We start from the raw sequence: 16123 nt of genomic DNA, 5'->3' as shown, positions 1-16123 counted from the left end.
CTTCCGGCTACAATGCCGGTTTTGTTTGGAACCTCCGGAGTTTTTTCCACATGATTGGTACCGCATACGCTAATGGGCCAGCTACTGCACCTGCTGGTTTCGACCTCGTTTCTCTATTACCGATGGTCGTGATTTTTGTACTCTTTTATTTCATGCTGATCCGTCCTCAGCAGAAAAAAATGAAAGAACATCAGAACATGCTGGCCAATCTACAAAAAGGCGATGAAGTTGCGACTAATGGTGGCTTGGTAGGCAAGGTTGTTAAATTGTCTGATCAGTATGTCGTGGTGGAAGTTGCTGATAAAGTCGAACTGACCCTGCAACGTCCAGCAATTACTGCTGTGTTGCCAAAGGGCACGTTGAAGAACATTTAACTTGTTGCGTTGGCGTCTGAATCAATGGACGCCACGTTCGTATCACATATAACATGAACCGATATCCTCTCTGGAAGTACGTGATCATTGCCATTGCACTGATCATCGGTACGCTCTACACCATTCCCAATTTCTATGGTGAATCACCTGCCGTTCAGATATCACCTGAGCGTCAGTCTACTAAGCTGGATTCGACCACCATGGTGCAGGTTGAAAAGGCGTTGACTGATGCCAAGGTACCCGTAGAGGGCACTTTGCTGGACGGTACCAGCATCAAAGTGAAGGTCAAGGACAATACTACCCAACTGCAGGCACGTGATGTCATTCAGCAATCGTTAGGCGGAACGTACATTGTCGCGCTGAATAGCGTGTCAAAGACGCCAGATTGGATGACTCGTATTCACGCTCGCCCAATGTTTCTAGGTCTGGACCTACGTGGTGGTGTGCATTTTCTGTTGCAAATAGATATGCAGGCTGCTATGGAAAAGGCAATGGAGCGCTATACGGGGGATATTCGCCGTGATCTGCGTGATAAAAATATCCGCTTTGGCCAGATTCGTAAAGTTGGTAACAATATTGAAGTCAAATTCCGTGACGTAGAAGGGTTACGTGCTGCCCGCGCTGCCATTGAAAAAGATTTGCCAACATTGCAGGTGAAGGTTCAGGAAGAGGGTGATATCAAGCTGACTGCTACTGTCAAGCCTGAGGAATTGAAACGAGTACAAACTGATTCGGTGAAGCAGAACATCACCACCTTACATAATCGAGTCAACGAGCTGGGCGTGGCTGAACCGATTATTCAGCAGCAAGGTGAGGACCGAATTGTTGTTCAATTGCCGGGTATTCAGGATACTGCCAAAGCGAAAGACATATTAGGTCGTACCGCCTCATTGGAAGTCCGATTGGTTGAGGACGACCAAGGAAAATTGCAGGATGCCTTGGCTGGTAACGTACCAGTTGGTTTCGAGCTATTGGATGAAATCGGCCCTGGCGGTACACCAGTCAAGATTCTGGTCAAAAAGGATGTGGAGCTGACAGGCGACAATATCAATGATGCGCAGCCAGGTTTTGGCGAGAATGGTGAGGCCGCTGTTCACATTAACCTGGATAGCACTGGTGCAGCCATCTTCAAGCAGTTGACCCGTGACAACATCGGTAGACGCATGGCCATGATTCTCGTCGAAAAGGGCAAGGCGGAAGTTGTAACTGCACCTGTTATTCGTACGGAAATTGGCGGTGGGCGAGTGCAGATTTCTGGTTCGATGAACACCGCAGAAGCTAATGATACCGCGCTGTTACTACGTTCTGGGGCATTGGCTGCGCCTATGACCATTATTGAAGAACGTACTGTTGGTCCAAGCTTGGGGAAAGAAAACATCGCGAAAGGTTTTAACTCCACGCTCTATGGTTTCATTGCGATCATGATATTCATGCTGATCTATTACCGCATGATGGGGTTTATCGCTACGTTCGCGTTGGGGGTGAATCTGTTCCTGTTGATTGCAGTGCTGTCTATGTTACAAGCGACTTTGACCTTGCCAGGTATTGCTGCGATTGCTTTGACATTGGGTATGGCGATTGATGCAAACGTGTTGATCAACGAGCGAATTCGTGAAGAGGTTCGCAATGGGGTGTCACCACAAGCAGCCATTAAAGCTGGCTACGAACATGCCTGGGCGACGATTCTTGATTCAAATGTCACTACATTGATTGCTGGTGTAGCATTGCTGATTTTCGGTTCTGGTGCAGTGCGTGGTTTTGCGGTGGTGCATTGCCTCGGTATCCTGACATCCATGTTTAGTGCTGTATTTGTAGCGCGCGGCCTCACTAATCTGATTTACGGCTACCGTCGTCGCTTGCAGAGCGTATCGGTGTAAGCGAAGGGAACAACAACATGTTAGAGCTGTTTCACGTCAAAAAAGATGTTCCCTTCATGCGCCATGCGCTGAAGTTTAATATCATTTCGCTGATTACTTTTATTGCGGCTGTCTTTTTCCTGACCACCAAGGGTTTGCATTTCGGTGTGGATTTTACTGGTGGGACAGTGTTGGAGGTCAGCTACAAACAGGCGGCTAATCTGGATCATATTCGGGATGATTTGAAGCAGATTGGTTTTCCGGATGCAGTTGTTCAGAACTTTGGTACGGCAAGTGATGTAATGATCCGCTTACCAATCAAGAAGGGGCTGACTAGTGCACAATTGTCTGAAAATATCATCGGCAAGTTAAAGAGCTCTGACAATGCTGTTGAGCTGCGTCGAGTTGAGTTTGTTGGCCCTGCGGTAGGTGAAGAGCTGTTTACACATGGTCTTACCGCTTTAGGTATCGTGATTGCAGGGATCATGCTTTATCTGAGCTTGCGATTCGAGTGGCGTTTTGCTGTGGCGGCAATTATTGCCAACTTGCATGATGTAATCATTATTCTGGGCTTCTTTGCGTTGTTTCAGTGGGAGTTCGATTTGCCTGTACTGGCAGGCGTGCTTGCGGTATTGGGATATTCGGTCAACGAATCAGTGGTGGTATTTGACCGAGTCCGTGAAAACTTCCGCAAAATGCGGAAGGGTGAGGTGTCTGCTGTAATCGATAATGCCATCACAAGTACGATGAGTCGCACCATTATCACTCACTTATCGACACAGATGATGGTAACGTCGATGCTGTTTTTTGGTGGTCCCACTTTGCATAACTTTGCCTTGGCACTGACGATTGGTATCTTGTTTGGTATCTATTCTTCAGTACTGGTGTCTTGCCCATTGGCGATGTGGCTAGGTGTGAAGCGAGAGCATTTTGTTGTTCAGGTTAAGAAAAAAGAAGAAGCAGTTGTTTGAAACAGAGGCGGGATATCCCGCCTTTGTTTTGTGATCATGAATTATCTGCGGTAATGAACAGGCAGATTGCACCATAACGGGCTATATTGCTGATTTTGAGAAACGAGCTTTTATGGAAGTCATCAAATACTTAATCGATTTTATCTTGCATGTTGATCAGCATTTACTGGAGATGACTCAGCAGTATGGGACGTGGGTATACGGTATCCTGTTCTTGATAGTATTTTGCGAGACTGGCTTGGTGATTACACCTTTTCTACCAGGTGATTCCCTGTTGTTCGTTGCAGGCGCATTGGCTTCGCAAGGCGCAATGAATGTGCACTTTCTGGTGATTTTGTTGATTTTGGCTGCCATTCTGGGTGATACAGTCAACTATGCTATTGGTAAACGCTTTGGGCACGTGATTGCAGGTCCAAATTCGCGCTGGGTAAAACAGGAGCACATTCAACGCACACATGCTTTTTTTGAGAAGCATGGAGGCAAGACTATCATTGTTGCACGGTTTGTCCCAATTGTTCGTACCTTTGCTCCCTTCGTTGCTGGTGTTGGTGAGATGAGTTACTACAAGTTCATCACCTATAATGTGATAGGTGCAGTTGCATGGGTGCTTGCTTTTGTTTATGGCGGTTATCTATTTGGTGCGATTCCAGTTGTACAGCAAAATCTGAAGTTGATCATGGTGGCAATCATCTTTATTTCCTTCTTACCCGTAGTCTTTGAATGGTTGCGTCATCGGCGCGAGACCTCGAAACAAGTTTGAATAAAGTTGGCCTTCTTTTAAGGAAGGCTAATGTTTGATTGAGCAGCTGGGGTGATTGGCTGTGTTGACACTAGATGGAAATGGTTGGGTTGTACCTGCAACCCATGTGAAATCACCAAATTTTGATCAACGGCCTACGGGAACAATTGTTGATTTGTTGGTGATACATAATATCAGTCTGCCACCAAATGAATTTGGTGGCGACGGGGTTAAGCGACTTTTCACCAATAGCCTTGATCCGAGATCCCATCCTTTCTACCAATCTATTCAGCATTTGCGCGTTTCCGCACATTTCTTTATTCGCCGTGATGGGGAATTGGTTCAGTTTGTTTCATGTTTTGATCGAGCATGGCATGCAGGGCAGTCAAGTTGGTTTGGACGAGACCGCTGTAATGATTTTTCTATTGGTATAGAGCTGGAAGGAACTGACAATCTACCATTTACTGATGAGCAGTATTACGTGCTCAGAGGATTGGCCAATCTGTTAAAGGCATATTTTCCATTCAGGGCGATGCAAGGACATTCAGATATTGCACCTGGGCGTAAAACGGATCCTGGGCCATACTTTGATTGGCCTAGACTTTCTGATACAGGGATTTCACATACAGTCATGGAGTAATATCATTGTCGATGTCTGTGTTGATTTGGCCGGCCTGTTTGAGGTTATGAAAGCACCAGCGCTGACTTAATTGGACCAAGTGTGTCAATTGGAGTAGCCTTATTTTTCCAGGACTATCAAGATGAATATCACAGCGGTGGATCTGTCTGAATTTTAGCCCCCTACTTCTCTTGAAAGCTGTTCCAGCAAGTACTTAGCCTCTGCAGCATCGATGAAGTTGGGGTTGGTCTTCAGTAATTCTTCCAGGCGCTCTTTTGCAGTTAAGCGATCACCGGCCTTGGCTAGGGCGACAGCATAGTGATAATTAATATCTGGCTGCCGACCATTTTTCCGGAAAGCTTGCTCAATATATTTGAGCCCTTCTTTGAATTTGCCACTTTGTACTAATGTCCAGCCATAAGTATCCAGAATGAACGGATTTTCTGGTGCCAACTTATAGGCTTGGGACGCTAACGCAATTGCTCGTTTACTATCAAAGGTTGCATAGGCTTGTGCACCGTTATTCAATGCAGTCATGTCATTTGGATTACGCTTGAGTATGGTTTCGTAATAGCCAGCTGCAATTTTCGGACGATTGGCCCGGGAGGCTGCGTCTGCAAGAAAATAGTGACTGCCAATGTCTTCCGGATTTCTCTCGATCCAGGCTTGGCCTAAACGAATGGCATCATCTGTTTTCCCTGCCTGTACCAAAGAATCATGTAATTTGGATAATAGCCTAGGTGAGGGTGAAATTTGATAAAGTGCTTGGTAGGCACGAGTAGCATCAGATGATTTACCAGCAGCCATGGCAACATCGGCTTGTAACTCACGCAAGTCAGTTTCGGATAACTTGAGTGCCCCAAGTTCTGCTAACTTCCGATTGGCGTCGGCGGCGCGGCCGGTCTTAGCGTAAAGCAGAGCTAATTCAACATGAGCCTGAACATTTTGGTGTTCGATTTCCAACGCTTTTTTCAAGCTATGTTCGGCACTGGCGGAGCGATTATCATTGGCCTGAGCGCGTGCCAATTGGATCAACGGTGTGACTTCTCCAGGGGCAGCAACGACCCACTGTGTCAGTGTAGTCACTGCACCAGCACGATCACCAGTGGCCAGCTGGCTCATGCCAAGTACACGAAGTACTTCTTTGTTATTAGGCGCAATATTTCGAGCATTTAATGCATATTCTAAAGCTCGGCCATGATCAGCAAGCTGAAAATAGAGTTGTGCCAACATGAGTGATGGCTGGAGCATGGCGGGATTGCTTTTATGAGCTGCCTGCAGGAATCGTTCAACTTGTGCTGGACTCTGTCCTGCCCGCATACCGATTTCTGCCCTTCCCAGTAAGGCAGTAACATCATTTGGACGAGCTTTCAAAATCTGATCAAACCGAGCGATGGCAAGGTCGGGACTACCCTGTTTGATATCCAGCAGTGATAGATTGACTAGTGCGGGATAGTACGCACCACGGACGGCAAGAGCTTTCTCGAATGCCTGTCGGGCGGGTTCTGCTTTGCCAGCACGAGCACGTGCCACTCCAAGCAGATTATGCATGAGTGCATCATCTTCGTGAGTAGCTGCGTGTTTCGAAGCCATTTGCTCAGCTTCTGCAAATTTGCCTGCATTAAGAGCATTTAAAATCTTCACTACTTCAGCGGTTCTCGGATTGAGCTTGCTGCTGTCAACACTGCTTTCACTGGTTTCGCCCTTAGCCATCTTGGAAAGGGTCAGTGATTGTTTAACACGAGCACTGTCTGGAGCAAGCTTTGCTGCATATTCCAAAAATGTAATGGCTTGTCGATCATCATTGCTGTACAGGAGTGCTTCACCTGCTAGCGTATAAAGTGGGGCCGAATAAGGTGCTGCCAACAGCGCTGGTTTCAGCGTCTCATAAGCTTTTTGCGGCTGTTTGAGCAGCATTTGGGCCTGTGCTAACAGCATTCGAGCTTGAATGTCGTTTGGGGATAGGTTGAGAACCTGTTGAAATACGTTAGCGGCTTTCAGGGGCTCGTTTGCCGCTAGTTCAATTTGTCCGGCTAACAGCATGGCGGGTACAAACTGTGGCATTTCGCGGTCTGCATTTTGCACTCGTTTGCGAGCATCATCTAATTTTGCTTGTCGGAAAGCGACAATGGCTGACAAGTACTCTGCCATGCCGGGCGCCTCGATAGCTGCCCGCATGCGAACAATCTGTTGCTCTGCTTCGTTGAAACGTTTGTTAGATGCTAGTAGATCAACCAAGCGGACGTAGGCGCTCGTTTCTTTGGGTGTTTGAGCGATAATTCTGCTGTAGGTGCCAATGGCTGCTGCTGTGTCATTTTTTGCGGACTGTATGCTAGCTAATATGCCTAATGCATCAGTCTGATTGGGCGTGGCTTTCAGAATCAACCCAATAATATCAGCGGCTTTATCTAGCTCGCCACGTGTCATGGCGATTTGTGCTTTGCCTATCCGTGCCTCTATATTAGTTGGTGATTGCTTGAGCAATTGTTCATAGATGTGATCTGCTTCATCAACTTGGTTCAGCATCAAGAATGCTTTGGCTCGCCCCGCCAAAGAGATCAAATCCAGTATACCAGCCCCTGCTGCGGTGTCGGTTTCGTCAATGACACCTTTGTAGTTTTTCTGAGCCAACAGACTTTTGACAAGTAGTGGAGTTATTTGCTTGCGATCACTATTGATTTGAAAAGCTCGTCGAAGTTGTTTTTCTGCGTCATTCGGCAGGCCGTTGTCCAATAGGCTCTTGGCTAGAAGGATGCGCGTTTCTGCACGATCTGGCTCTTGTTCGACAGCGGTTTTCAAATTGATTGTTGCCAGAGCATGATCGCCTTTGGTGCTAGCTTGCTGGGCCTCCTGGACCAGTTGATCATGTCCTTTCATATGATCACCGCAGCCTGCTACTATGAAGCCAGTCAGGAGCAGTGCAATAGAAGTCCTGCGAAAGCTAGGTGAATTGTGTGTGTTGCAGGGGATGATGTTACATTTCATTTGTGGCATATCGGTAATCGATAAAGCTTGATGTTGTAGCAGTGTATACCAGCCGCAGGAAAGATGCTGAGGGCAGCAAGGTCATCAATGCAAAAGGCCACCAGAAATCAGGTGGCCTTTTATTTGAACAACTATGGTGGCAGGTGCTGAAGTCAGCGGCGACGGCGTACAAACGCCAAACTTGCCAAGCCCAAGCCCAGCATTGCCAAGCTTTCAGGTTCCGGAACTAGATTACGTGTTGCTGCAACAGACTTGAACTTGAAGTAGTCGTTGTCGCCGGAATTCAGAGCACCAGAAACCAAGAGGTAGCGGGATTTGTTCAAACCAGTAACCGGATTGCTTTGGTTGCTGTTGACATCATTAAATACCTTGGTATTGGCGAATCCGAGAGAAGCTAGAGTTGTGGCGCAGCCGCTAATGCAAGCACCAGTTAAATCTAGGCCCGCCGCACCACTAGTTGGACCAGACCAGAGTTGGATATCAGAATCATAGCCTGCACCATAGTCTCGGCCAGTCCAGCCTACAGTAAAATCATTAACGGTGTAAAAATCATCGAACTCAAGCAGAAGGAAGTCATTTTTACCTTGAGTATCGATGCTGTGATTCGGAGCCTGGGTTTCATTACAATTTGAACCGCTTGTGCAATTGGCGATTCCAATTCCGCTGGAGCCCCATGACTTCATATATGCACCGCCTAGTGCGCCGGTGCCGTCGGTTTGCGAAGACGAGTAGGCGCGTGCCTTAATTTTGGCACCGCTGGCAGCAGTCAGGGTCAGTGAGCTGGAATAGCTAGAATCGCTCGCGGACGAAAAGCTCCAACTTACTGGCATATTGGCTGCAAAAGCAGGCGCAACGGCAACCGTGCTAAGTGCAGCTAGCACCGTGAGTATTTTCCGTGTTTTCATGAATAACCTCATTGCAATAATCTGAATTTACTACCAATTCGAGCGGCGTAGCATCTGGGTTGCCTGTTGGGGCAGGAGTGATCAATGCTTGTCATGGGCATATTACATCTTGCGAATTAATCAGCAATTACTATGCCATGATCGGTTAACTCATTGTTCCTATTAAAATACGGCAATTTCGATCAACGTAATCAATTTGGCCGTGTAAAATATCCCGACATCTGGGTTGTCGCATGCGTTATGCAACTGCTGCCATGCGCATTATGACGTTGGGTTGATGTGGTGTCGAGCATTTTATTGCCTTGCCGGCGGTCTGCTGTGCCGCGAGTCCAGCTGGAAGCCAACTTTGTTCATTCGCTGAAGCGACAAGAGTCAGACCTCCACATTATGGGATGAAATACATTACAGATTTGTTGTATGCGCTTCAGGGGTTTTCTGAGAGGTCGTAATCACGTGCCCAATCGGGAAGGTAACAGAGAATCTGCTACCACAACCAAGCTCTGAGCTGATATCCAACCTGGCATCGTGGCGTAGCAGAATGTGCTTGACGATGGCTAGTCCGAGACCGGTGCCACCTGTATCGCGTGCTCGGCCCTTATCGACACGATAGAAGCGTTCTGTCAAACGAGGAATGTGTTGAGCATCGATGCCGATGCCAGTATCACATACAGTGAATGTGGGTTGTCGTTGTTCCATTCGCCAAGATAATCGAATTTGCCCGCCTTCAGGCGTGTAACGTACGGCATTGCTGACAAGGTTGGCAAATGCACTGTGCAATTCATCCCGACTACCCTGAATCCATAAGTCTGTAGCTATATCCAATGAAATTTGATGGCGTCCAGCAGAGAGCCCCTGTGCTTCGCTCAAAATCGATTGAAGGAGTTGTGGAATGTTGACTGGCTCAGCTCGCAGGCAGTTTTGCTGGTTTTCCAGCCGTGAAAGGGTTAACAAATCCTCCACAATGCGCTGCATACGTTTGGTTTGTGACAACATCAGATCCATATACTTATGAGTAATGACAGGATCAGGGTGTGTCAAGTCAATCAGTGTCTCCAGAAAGCCGCCGATGACGGTCAGCGGCGTTCGTAACTCATGTGAGACGTTGGCAACAAAGTCACGATGAACCGTCTGGATTTTTTCCAGCTGGGTGATATCCCTGCTGATCAGTAGCTTGCGAGTCGAGTCGAAAGGAACCAACTGGATGGTCAGAATCAGGTCCTTATCCCGTGCTGATCGATAGGTCAACGGGTGGGCAGCATCATGTGTATGTAGATAATTGACGAAATCGGGGGTACGCACCAGATAGCTGATTTGTTGACCGATATCTTGTCGCCGATCCAGACCGAAATGACGCATGGCAACCGGATTGCACCATTCGATGCGATCTTTTTCATTCAACACTACGACACCATCTGGCATGGCTTCTCCAGCACTGATGAAGCGATCAAGGGCGGTAGACAATTTATGCTGGCTACGGGACTGAGTGCGCACCATTTGATAGAGCTGGGTGTAGACCTCATCCCAGCTGCCAAAGCTTTCTGGAACGAGGTCAAGAGTGGGTCTCTTGAGCCAGGCATATAGTTTGGCGAGGTGGTGAACGTGGAAAAGCAACATTAGCAATAGTTGAAGAGCAGCTATAGCCAAACCGGGAACCGGGCCCATGCCGAACCAAGTCATGGCGGAGATGAGTGCCATGAAGCCCAGAAGAATTAATGTGCGACTGTAAATGCCTGACAAAGTAAGCGCTTTTGTTGAAGGATAGTGATTCAAGAATTATCGCACGGCAGGGATATTGCCGTGCGGTATCAACCAATACTATGGAGTCGGGTTGGTCAGGCTTACATTTGTGCTGAAAAGCGGTAACCTGCACCGCGGACAGTCTGGATCAGATCCGCGTGACCCGTGGGTTCAAGTGCACCACGAAGTCGGCGGATATGAACATCGACTGTTCGCTCCTCAACAAACACATGATCGCCCCAGACATGATCTAGTAGTTGCGAACGAGAATGCACTCGTTCCGAATGGGTCATGAAAAAATGTAGCAGCCGGAATTCTGTCGGGCCGAGATCCAAGGAGTGATTGTTCGCGGTGACACGATGGGTGGAAGGGTCTAGGCGTAGCCCTTTGACCTCAACTGCATCATCTGTCATTTGTGGGGCGCGGCGGCGTAGCACTGCTTTAATACGGGCTTGTAATTCACGAGGACTGAATGGTTTGGTGATGTAGTCATCAGCACCACTTTCCAAACCTGAAATCTTGTCGTGTTCTTCGGAGCGGGCAGTCAACATGATGACTGGGACATGACGTGTCCGTTCGTCATTACGGATCCGTCGAGTGAAATCGACGCCGGATTGTCCAGGTAACATCCAATCCAGCAACACCAGATCGGGTAGTGCCGTACGAATGAAATTCAAGCCTTGTTCAGCAGTCTCTGCACGTAAGACATGATGGCCGGCTTGCTCCAGATTAAAGGCGATCAATTCCTGGATGGCGGGTTCGTCTTCAACCAAAAGAATATTTGCAGGCATGATGCGTTCCTCGACAATTCGTTATTGTTGCAAGGATAGGTAGCGATTATTACATGAACGTGACAACTCGCGATGTATTCGGCTAATTTCGGGATTGAATAGGCAGTGATCGTATAGTTCACGACACCAGTAGTGTTACTGCAAGCCGGTCCCTAATTTGTTAAGATTACGGCTTCTCTGCACGGAATGTGCTTCATGGCCGGACTCAGTCATACCACTCCCATCCCAACCGAAATCCGTTTACATCAGCAATCCCATATCTTGGAGCTGGTGTTTCCCGATCAAGTGCGTTTCGAACTGCCTTGCGAGTACCTTCGAGTGTTTTCGCCCTCGGCGGCGGTACGTGGCCACTCGCCAGACCAAGCTGTATTGCAGGTTGGCAAACGACAGATCAATATTCGGGCGATTGAACCGGTTGGGCATTATGCAATCAAGTTGGTGTTTGATGATGGACATGATTCCGGCCTGTATTCATGGGATTACTTATATCAGCTTGGTGTCAACCAAGCTGCCAATTGGCAGGATTACCTTGCCCGCCTTGATTCGGCGGGTGCATCACGAGACCCATCATGACTGATAAACAGACACACTTTGGCTTCGAGACGGTTGATGAATCGGAAAAAGCCCGCAAGGTAGCGGGCGTGTTTCATTCGGTTGCCCAAAAATATGATGTGATGAACGACTTGATGTCCGGTGGATTGCATCGGCTATGGAAAGTGTTCGCCATTGAGCAGGCTGGGGTGCGACAAGGTGCTCGTGTATTGGATATTGCTGGCGGCACGGGAGATCTTTCGCATGCATTCAGTAAAAAGGTTGGACCGACAGGGCAAGTTTGGCTGACGGATATCAACAGTTCGATGTTGACGGTGGGACGGGATCGTTTACTGGATAAAGGGGTTTTGCTGCCCGTTGCGCAGTGCGATGCAGAAAAACTACCTTTCCCTGACAATTATTTCGATTGTGTTACGGTGGCGTTTGGTCTGCGGAACATGACCCACAAGCATCTGGCGTTGAAGGAAATGTACCGTGTCGTGAAGCCAGGCGGACGCTTGCTGGTACTGGAGTTTTCCAAAGTCTGGAAGCCATTGTCCCCGGTTTACGATCTTTACTCTTTTAAGGCTTTGCCGATCATGGGCAAGCTGATTGCCAATGATCCGGATAGCTACCGTTATTTGGCAGAGTCGATTCGCATGCATCCGGGGCAGGAAGAGTTGAAACAGATGATGAGTGATGCTGGTTTTGATCGTGTGGATTATCACAATCTGACTGCTGGCGTGGTGGCGTTGCATAAAGGATATAAATTCTGATTTCCCAGATAGGTGTATGGGGGCTGCTGGCTTTGGCGATTGTGGCTGAAACCATCGCGACCAGCTCACTCAAGGCTTCGGCAGGTATGACCCGCTGGTTGCCCGCACTAATGGTGGTGACCGGATATTGTGTTTCGTTCTGGTTATTGGGTCTGGTGCTGAAAAAGCTAGAAGTGGGTGTGGTTTACGCCATCTGGAGTGGGGTGGGCATGGCGATTGTCGCTGTGGTTGGTGTTGTACTGTTTGGTGAATCAATGGGGTGGATGAAAATCTGTGGCCTGTTGTTGATTATTGGTGGTACTGCATTGCTCAGTCTGTCTGGTAGTGGTCACTAGCCGAGCCGATTCCCATCAGTCATAAAATGCGGAAGTTAGCGTCAGCAAGGTCAGCTGGATAGTCAAGGCTGTCTGTTTTTTTGAATGCACGATCTGATCATTCAACTTTTTGGGGTCTCCCGCTATGTTGCTTGCACCCTTGAATCATCTACTGGCTCAGCAATCCTCTTTGCGGGCACAGATGGCAATGCACGCTGGTAAGGTTGTGGCTATTATGGCGCTGCCTTTGCAAATCTGCTTTTTGGTGAGTGAGGATGGCGTATTACAGGCAACGGATGCTGAGCCGGATACCACCTTGCAATTTCATTTCAGCCTGCTACCCAGATTGGCGCTGAAGGATGAAGCGGCATACCGTGATATTGCAATTGAGGGGGATGCGACCTTGGGGGCGGAAGTCGGAAAGGTGCTCAAGGCATTGCGTTGGGATGCAGAGGAAGATCTGTCGCGCTTGGTAGGGGATGTTCTGGCACATCGGATTACCCAATTGGGTGCGGACCTGTTCGGTACACGGGGCGAGTTTGCTTCACGTCTTGCCAAGCAATACACCGAGCACTGGACTGAGGATGCACCACTGCTTGCCAAGCCGGATGACATAGCAGATTTCTTGTCTAAGGTCGATCAATTACGCGATGACGTTGAGCGTGCCGAGAAGCGCTTATCACGGTTGGCTATGGATTTAAAGCAATCCAGTTAACATTACCCCATTTGAATCACTGGCAAGATATTAGTTACTTTTACATTCAATTTCTTTATTAACCAGCCTGTTTCAAGTCATGTTCCTGTTAAGACTGTTCAAGATTATCCATGTGGTGTTTGCTTACGGGCTGGATGAATTTTTGTTGGGGCATGAGCGGGTTCGTGGCTTGCGTGCATTGGTACGGGGAGTATTGTTCTGGCGCGATCTATCCACACCGCGGGCCGTTCGTTTACGGCGTGCATTGGAGCGTTTGGGCCCCATCTTCGTCAAGTTTGGGCAGGTACTGTCAACGCGACGCGATCTCATGCCTCCAGATATTGCAGATGAGTTGGCGCGCTTGCAAGATCGGGTCCCGTCATTTGATAGTGCTTTGGCACGTGAAGTGCTGTTGCGTAACTTGGGGTTGCCGCCGGAAGTTGTGTTCAAACGCTTCGATGAAAAACCTGTGGCCAGTGCTTCCGTGGCGCAGGTGCATTATGCCGTGCTGCCGGACGATCAGGAGGTGGCGGTCAAGATTCTGCGACCTGGTATTTTGCCCATCATTGATCAAGACTTGGCATTGATGCGCATCATGGCTGGTTTGGTCGAATGGCTGTTTTCGGACGGTAAGCGCTTACGGCCACGTGAAGTTGTCGCTGAATTTGACAAGCATCTGCATGATGAACTGGATTTGATGCGGGAAGCTGCGAATGCCAGTCAGTTGCGTCGTAACTTTCTGCATTCGCATATGTTGATCGTGCCGGAAGTACATTGGGACTACTGTTCACGTGAAGTCATGGTGCTGCAATGGATGCGTGGTACGCCAATAGGACAAATCGACAGGCTTCGTGCAGATGGAATTGATTTGAAGAAGCTGAGTCGCTACGGTGTCGAAATCTTCTTTACCCAGGTGTTCCGCGACGGTTTTTTTCACGCAGACATGCATCCAGGTAATATCTTTGCAGCGGCGGATGGGCGCTATATTGCACTGGATTTTGGCATAGTCGGCACACTGACTGATTTTGACAAGCACTATCTGGCGGTGAATTTTCTGGCTTTCTTCAATCGCGACTACAAACGTGTCGCTACTGCCCATATTGAGTCTGGCTGGGTGCCGCCTGAAACCCGCGTTGAAGAGCTGGAAGCTGCGGTACGGACAGTCTGTGAACCGATTTTTGACAGACCATTGTCTGAAATTTCCTTCGGACAGGTGTTGCTAAGGTTATTTGAAACTTCACGCCGCTTCAATGTAGAGATACAACCGCAATTGGTGTTGTTGCAAAAAACGTTGTTGAACGTTGAAGGTTTGGGTCGGCAGCTGAATCCAGATCTGGATCTGTGGCAGACGGCCAAGCCGTTTCTGGAGCGTTGGATGCATGAGCAGTTTGGATTTGAGGCTTTGGTACGCAATCTCAAGCGCGAGGGTCCACAGTTTGCTGCTTTGTTACCGGAATTGCCCCGCCGTTTGCACGAAGCACTATCGAACAATCAGGGTGACGTGATGAAACAAGCCTATATTCAGCTGATGCGAGAACAGAAGCGGCAGAACTGGTTGTTGGCAGTCATCGTGGGTTTGTTGGCGGTGTTGGTGCTGTTACGCTGAATCCGATTTGGTCTGTCTCATACAAACCCTTACTGATACGTGTTTAGTTAGGCTGATGCTTGCAAGATGGCCAGCATGCTTCATGCCCGAAGTTTTCATTGGGAGTGGATGCCAGCGTTCTGTCGCTTGTTGGCATGTTTCTTGTTGCTGTCTTGAGTTTGCCACTTTGCACATTCCTGTGTGTCACCGTGGAATTCCCTAGTTTGCCCTAATTATTAGTACTTTTCCATGTAATTCAGACGCTTGTTGTTTTACATTGATTGGATTAGTGTAAAAGCTTTAATATGATGTCGGGATTGCATGGGCAAGTTGGTGTTTAATGGTAAGGACATGATCTTGAGCGGATGCTAGGGAGAGTCGATATGGTATTTCGTTTTGGAAAGGCGTTGTTGCCAACGTTGCTGGTAATGGTTCTGAGTACCCCGGCCTGGGCGGATCTCGATTCGGGTTTACGTGCCTATCGGGCGCAAAAGTATGAAGCTGCAATGAAAGAGTTCAAGACACTGGCTAAGCATGGCAATGCACAAGCCCAAAAGTATATTGGTTTCATGTATCTTCAAGGCTATGGAGTGAAGGCTGATTCGACACAGGCTGTGGCATGGTTCCGGCAATCAGCAGAGCAGGGCGATGCAGAGGCACAACAAAACCTGGGATGGTTGTACCGGGTGGGTAATGGGGTGGCACAGGATTTGGGAAAGGCTTTTGAGTGGTTCCGTAAATCGGCCGACCAAGGAAATGCCGCAGCACAAACCAATGTTGGATACATGTATTACACCGGCCAGGGGGCGAAGCAGGATTTTGGAAAGGCGCTGGAGGCATTCAAACAGGCGGCAGCGCAAGGCGACCTGATGGCCATCAATAATGTAGGGGGGATGTATCAGGAAGGACAGGGTGTATCGCAAAACTATGGTGAAGCCTTGCGTTGGTATGCTATTGCAGCTGATAAAGGTCTGCCGCTGGCCATGTATAACTTGGGTGAGTTCTATGAAAAAGGTTGGGGGGTGCCGCGTAGTGCGCTGAATGCACTGAAGTGGTATCGCAAGGCGGCAGATGGCGGTAATGATCTGGCTATGGAACGCCTTGGTGCCATCTATGAACATGGTGAGCTGGGTGAGCAGATTGATACCGCGCAGGCACAGCAATGGTACGACAAGGCGCAAGCGGTTCGCAGCAACTACTGATCGACATTGTAGGGATCAGCCGAAGCACCGCACGTTGCGGTGTT

The 16123-nt window shown here is 48.5% G+C and carries 15 protein-coding genes; 11 read left to right on the top strand and 4 right to left on the bottom strand.

Features of this window, described 5'->3' with window-relative positions; all coding sequences use genetic code 11:
- Positions 1-50 precede the first annotated feature (50 nt).
- From yajC to ampD, 5 genes are all read left to right on the top strand, one after another.
- Positions 51-374, top strand: a complete 324-nt coding sequence (gene yajC / locus FFS57_RS06890) for a preprotein translocase subunit YajC (RefSeq protein ID WP_137937146.1) — start codon at positions 51-53, stop codon at positions 372-374.
- A 53-nt stretch (positions 375-427) separates the two neighbouring features.
- The gene (gene secD / locus FFS57_RS06885; RefSeq protein ID WP_137937038.1) at positions 428-2251 is read left to right on the top strand and encodes a protein translocase subunit SecD; all 1824 of its coding nucleotides are present in this window, start codon (positions 428-430) and stop codon (positions 2249-2251) included.
- Between the two features lie 17 nt (positions 2252-2268).
- Positions 2269-3201 carry a protein translocase subunit SecF gene (secF, locus tag FFS57_RS06880; RefSeq protein WP_137937037.1) on the top strand — a complete coding sequence of 311 codons (933 nt, stop codon included), beginning with the start codon at positions 2269-2271 and terminating at the stop codon, positions 3199-3201.
- Between the two features lie 112 nt (positions 3202-3313).
- A complete protein-coding gene (locus FFS57_RS06875) occupies positions 3314-3961 on the top strand; it encodes a DedA family protein (RefSeq protein ID WP_137937036.1) in 648 nt (215 codons plus the stop codon).
- A gap of 55 nt (positions 3962-4016) precedes the next feature.
- Positions 4017-4580 carry a 1,6-anhydro-N-acetylmuramyl-L-alanine amidase AmpD gene (ampD, locus tag FFS57_RS06870; RefSeq protein WP_137937035.1) on the top strand — a complete coding sequence of 188 codons (564 nt, stop codon included), beginning with the start codon at positions 4017-4019 and terminating at the stop codon, positions 4578-4580.
- 153 nt (positions 4581-4733) lie between these two features.
- On the opposite strand, the gene prsT is transcribed toward ampD, so the two are convergent.
- The 4 genes from prsT to phoB all read right to left on the bottom strand — a co-directional run bounded on the left by prsT (position 4734) and on the right by phoB (position 10977).
- Complete coding sequence (gene prsT / locus FFS57_RS06865) at positions 4734-7544, bottom strand: XrtA/PEP-CTERM system TPR-repeat protein PrsT (protein WP_283204903.1); 2811 nt, start codon at positions 7542-7544, stop codon at positions 4734-4736.
- 152 nt (positions 7545-7696) lie between these two features.
- Positions 7697-8449 carry a PEP-CTERM sorting domain-containing protein gene (locus tag FFS57_RS06860; protein ID WP_171013701.1) on the bottom strand — a complete coding sequence of 251 codons (753 nt, stop codon included), beginning with the start codon at positions 8447-8449 and terminating at the stop codon, positions 7697-7699.
- Between the two features lie 402 nt (positions 8450-8851).
- Positions 8852-10186, bottom strand: a complete 1335-nt coding sequence (gene phoR, locus FFS57_RS06855; protein ID WP_283204902.1) for a phosphate regulon sensor histidine kinase PhoR — start codon at positions 10184-10186, stop codon at positions 8852-8854.
- Between the two features lie 101 nt (positions 10187-10287).
- Entirely contained in the window at positions 10288-10977 is a 690-nt protein-coding gene (gene phoB, locus FFS57_RS06850; protein ID WP_137937031.1) for a phosphate regulon transcriptional regulator PhoB, read from the bottom strand.
- A gap of 195 nt (positions 10978-11172) precedes the next feature.
- Between phoB and FFS57_RS06845 the strand changes: the two genes are divergently transcribed.
- The 6 genes from FFS57_RS06845 to FFS57_RS06820 all read left to right on the top strand — a co-directional run bounded on the left by FFS57_RS06845 (position 11173) and on the right by FFS57_RS06820 (position 16079).
- Positions 11173-11550: a gamma-butyrobetaine hydroxylase family protein gene (locus FFS57_RS06845; RefSeq protein ID WP_137937030.1), complete on the top strand. Its 378-nt coding sequence runs from the start codon at positions 11173-11175 to the stop codon at positions 11548-11550.
- Complete coding sequence (ubiE, locus tag FFS57_RS06840; RefSeq protein ID WP_137937029.1) at positions 11547-12284, top strand: bifunctional demethylmenaquinone methyltransferase/2-methoxy-6-polyprenyl-1,4-benzoquinol methylase UbiE; 738 nt, start codon at positions 11547-11549, stop codon at positions 12282-12284. Before FFS57_RS06845 ends, ubiE begins: the two co-directional genes overlap by 4 nt.
- Entirely contained in the window at positions 12278-12619 is a 342-nt protein-coding gene (locus FFS57_RS06835; protein ID WP_349306718.1) for a DMT family transporter, read from the top strand. The genes ubiE and FFS57_RS06835 overlap by 7 nt, the downstream gene beginning before the upstream one ends.
- Positions 12620-12743: 124 nt before the next feature.
- Positions 12744-13313 (top strand): ubiquinone biosynthesis accessory factor UbiJ, encoded by a 570-nt coding sequence (locus FFS57_RS06830; protein WP_137937027.1) that lies wholly within the window; start codon positions 12744-12746, stop codon positions 13311-13313.
- A 79-nt stretch (positions 13314-13392) separates the two neighbouring features.
- Positions 13393-14898, top strand: coding sequence for a ubiquinone biosynthesis regulatory protein kinase UbiB (gene ubiB / locus FFS57_RS06825; protein ID WP_137937026.1), 1506 nt, complete (start codon positions 13393-13395; stop codon positions 14896-14898).
- 362 nt (positions 14899-15260) lie between these two features.
- The gene (locus FFS57_RS06820; RefSeq protein ID WP_171013699.1) at positions 15261-16079 is read left to right on the top strand and encodes a tetratricopeptide repeat protein; all 819 of its coding nucleotides are present in this window, start codon (positions 15261-15263) and stop codon (positions 16077-16079) included.
- Positions 16080-16123: the final 44 nt, after the last annotated feature.

It is taken from the genome of Chitinivorax sp. B (genome assembly GCF_005503445.1).
Lineage (GTDB): Bacteria > Pseudomonadota > Gammaproteobacteria > Burkholderiales > SCOH01 > Chitinivorax.
This window is presented reverse-complemented; position numbering and strand designations above follow the sequence as displayed.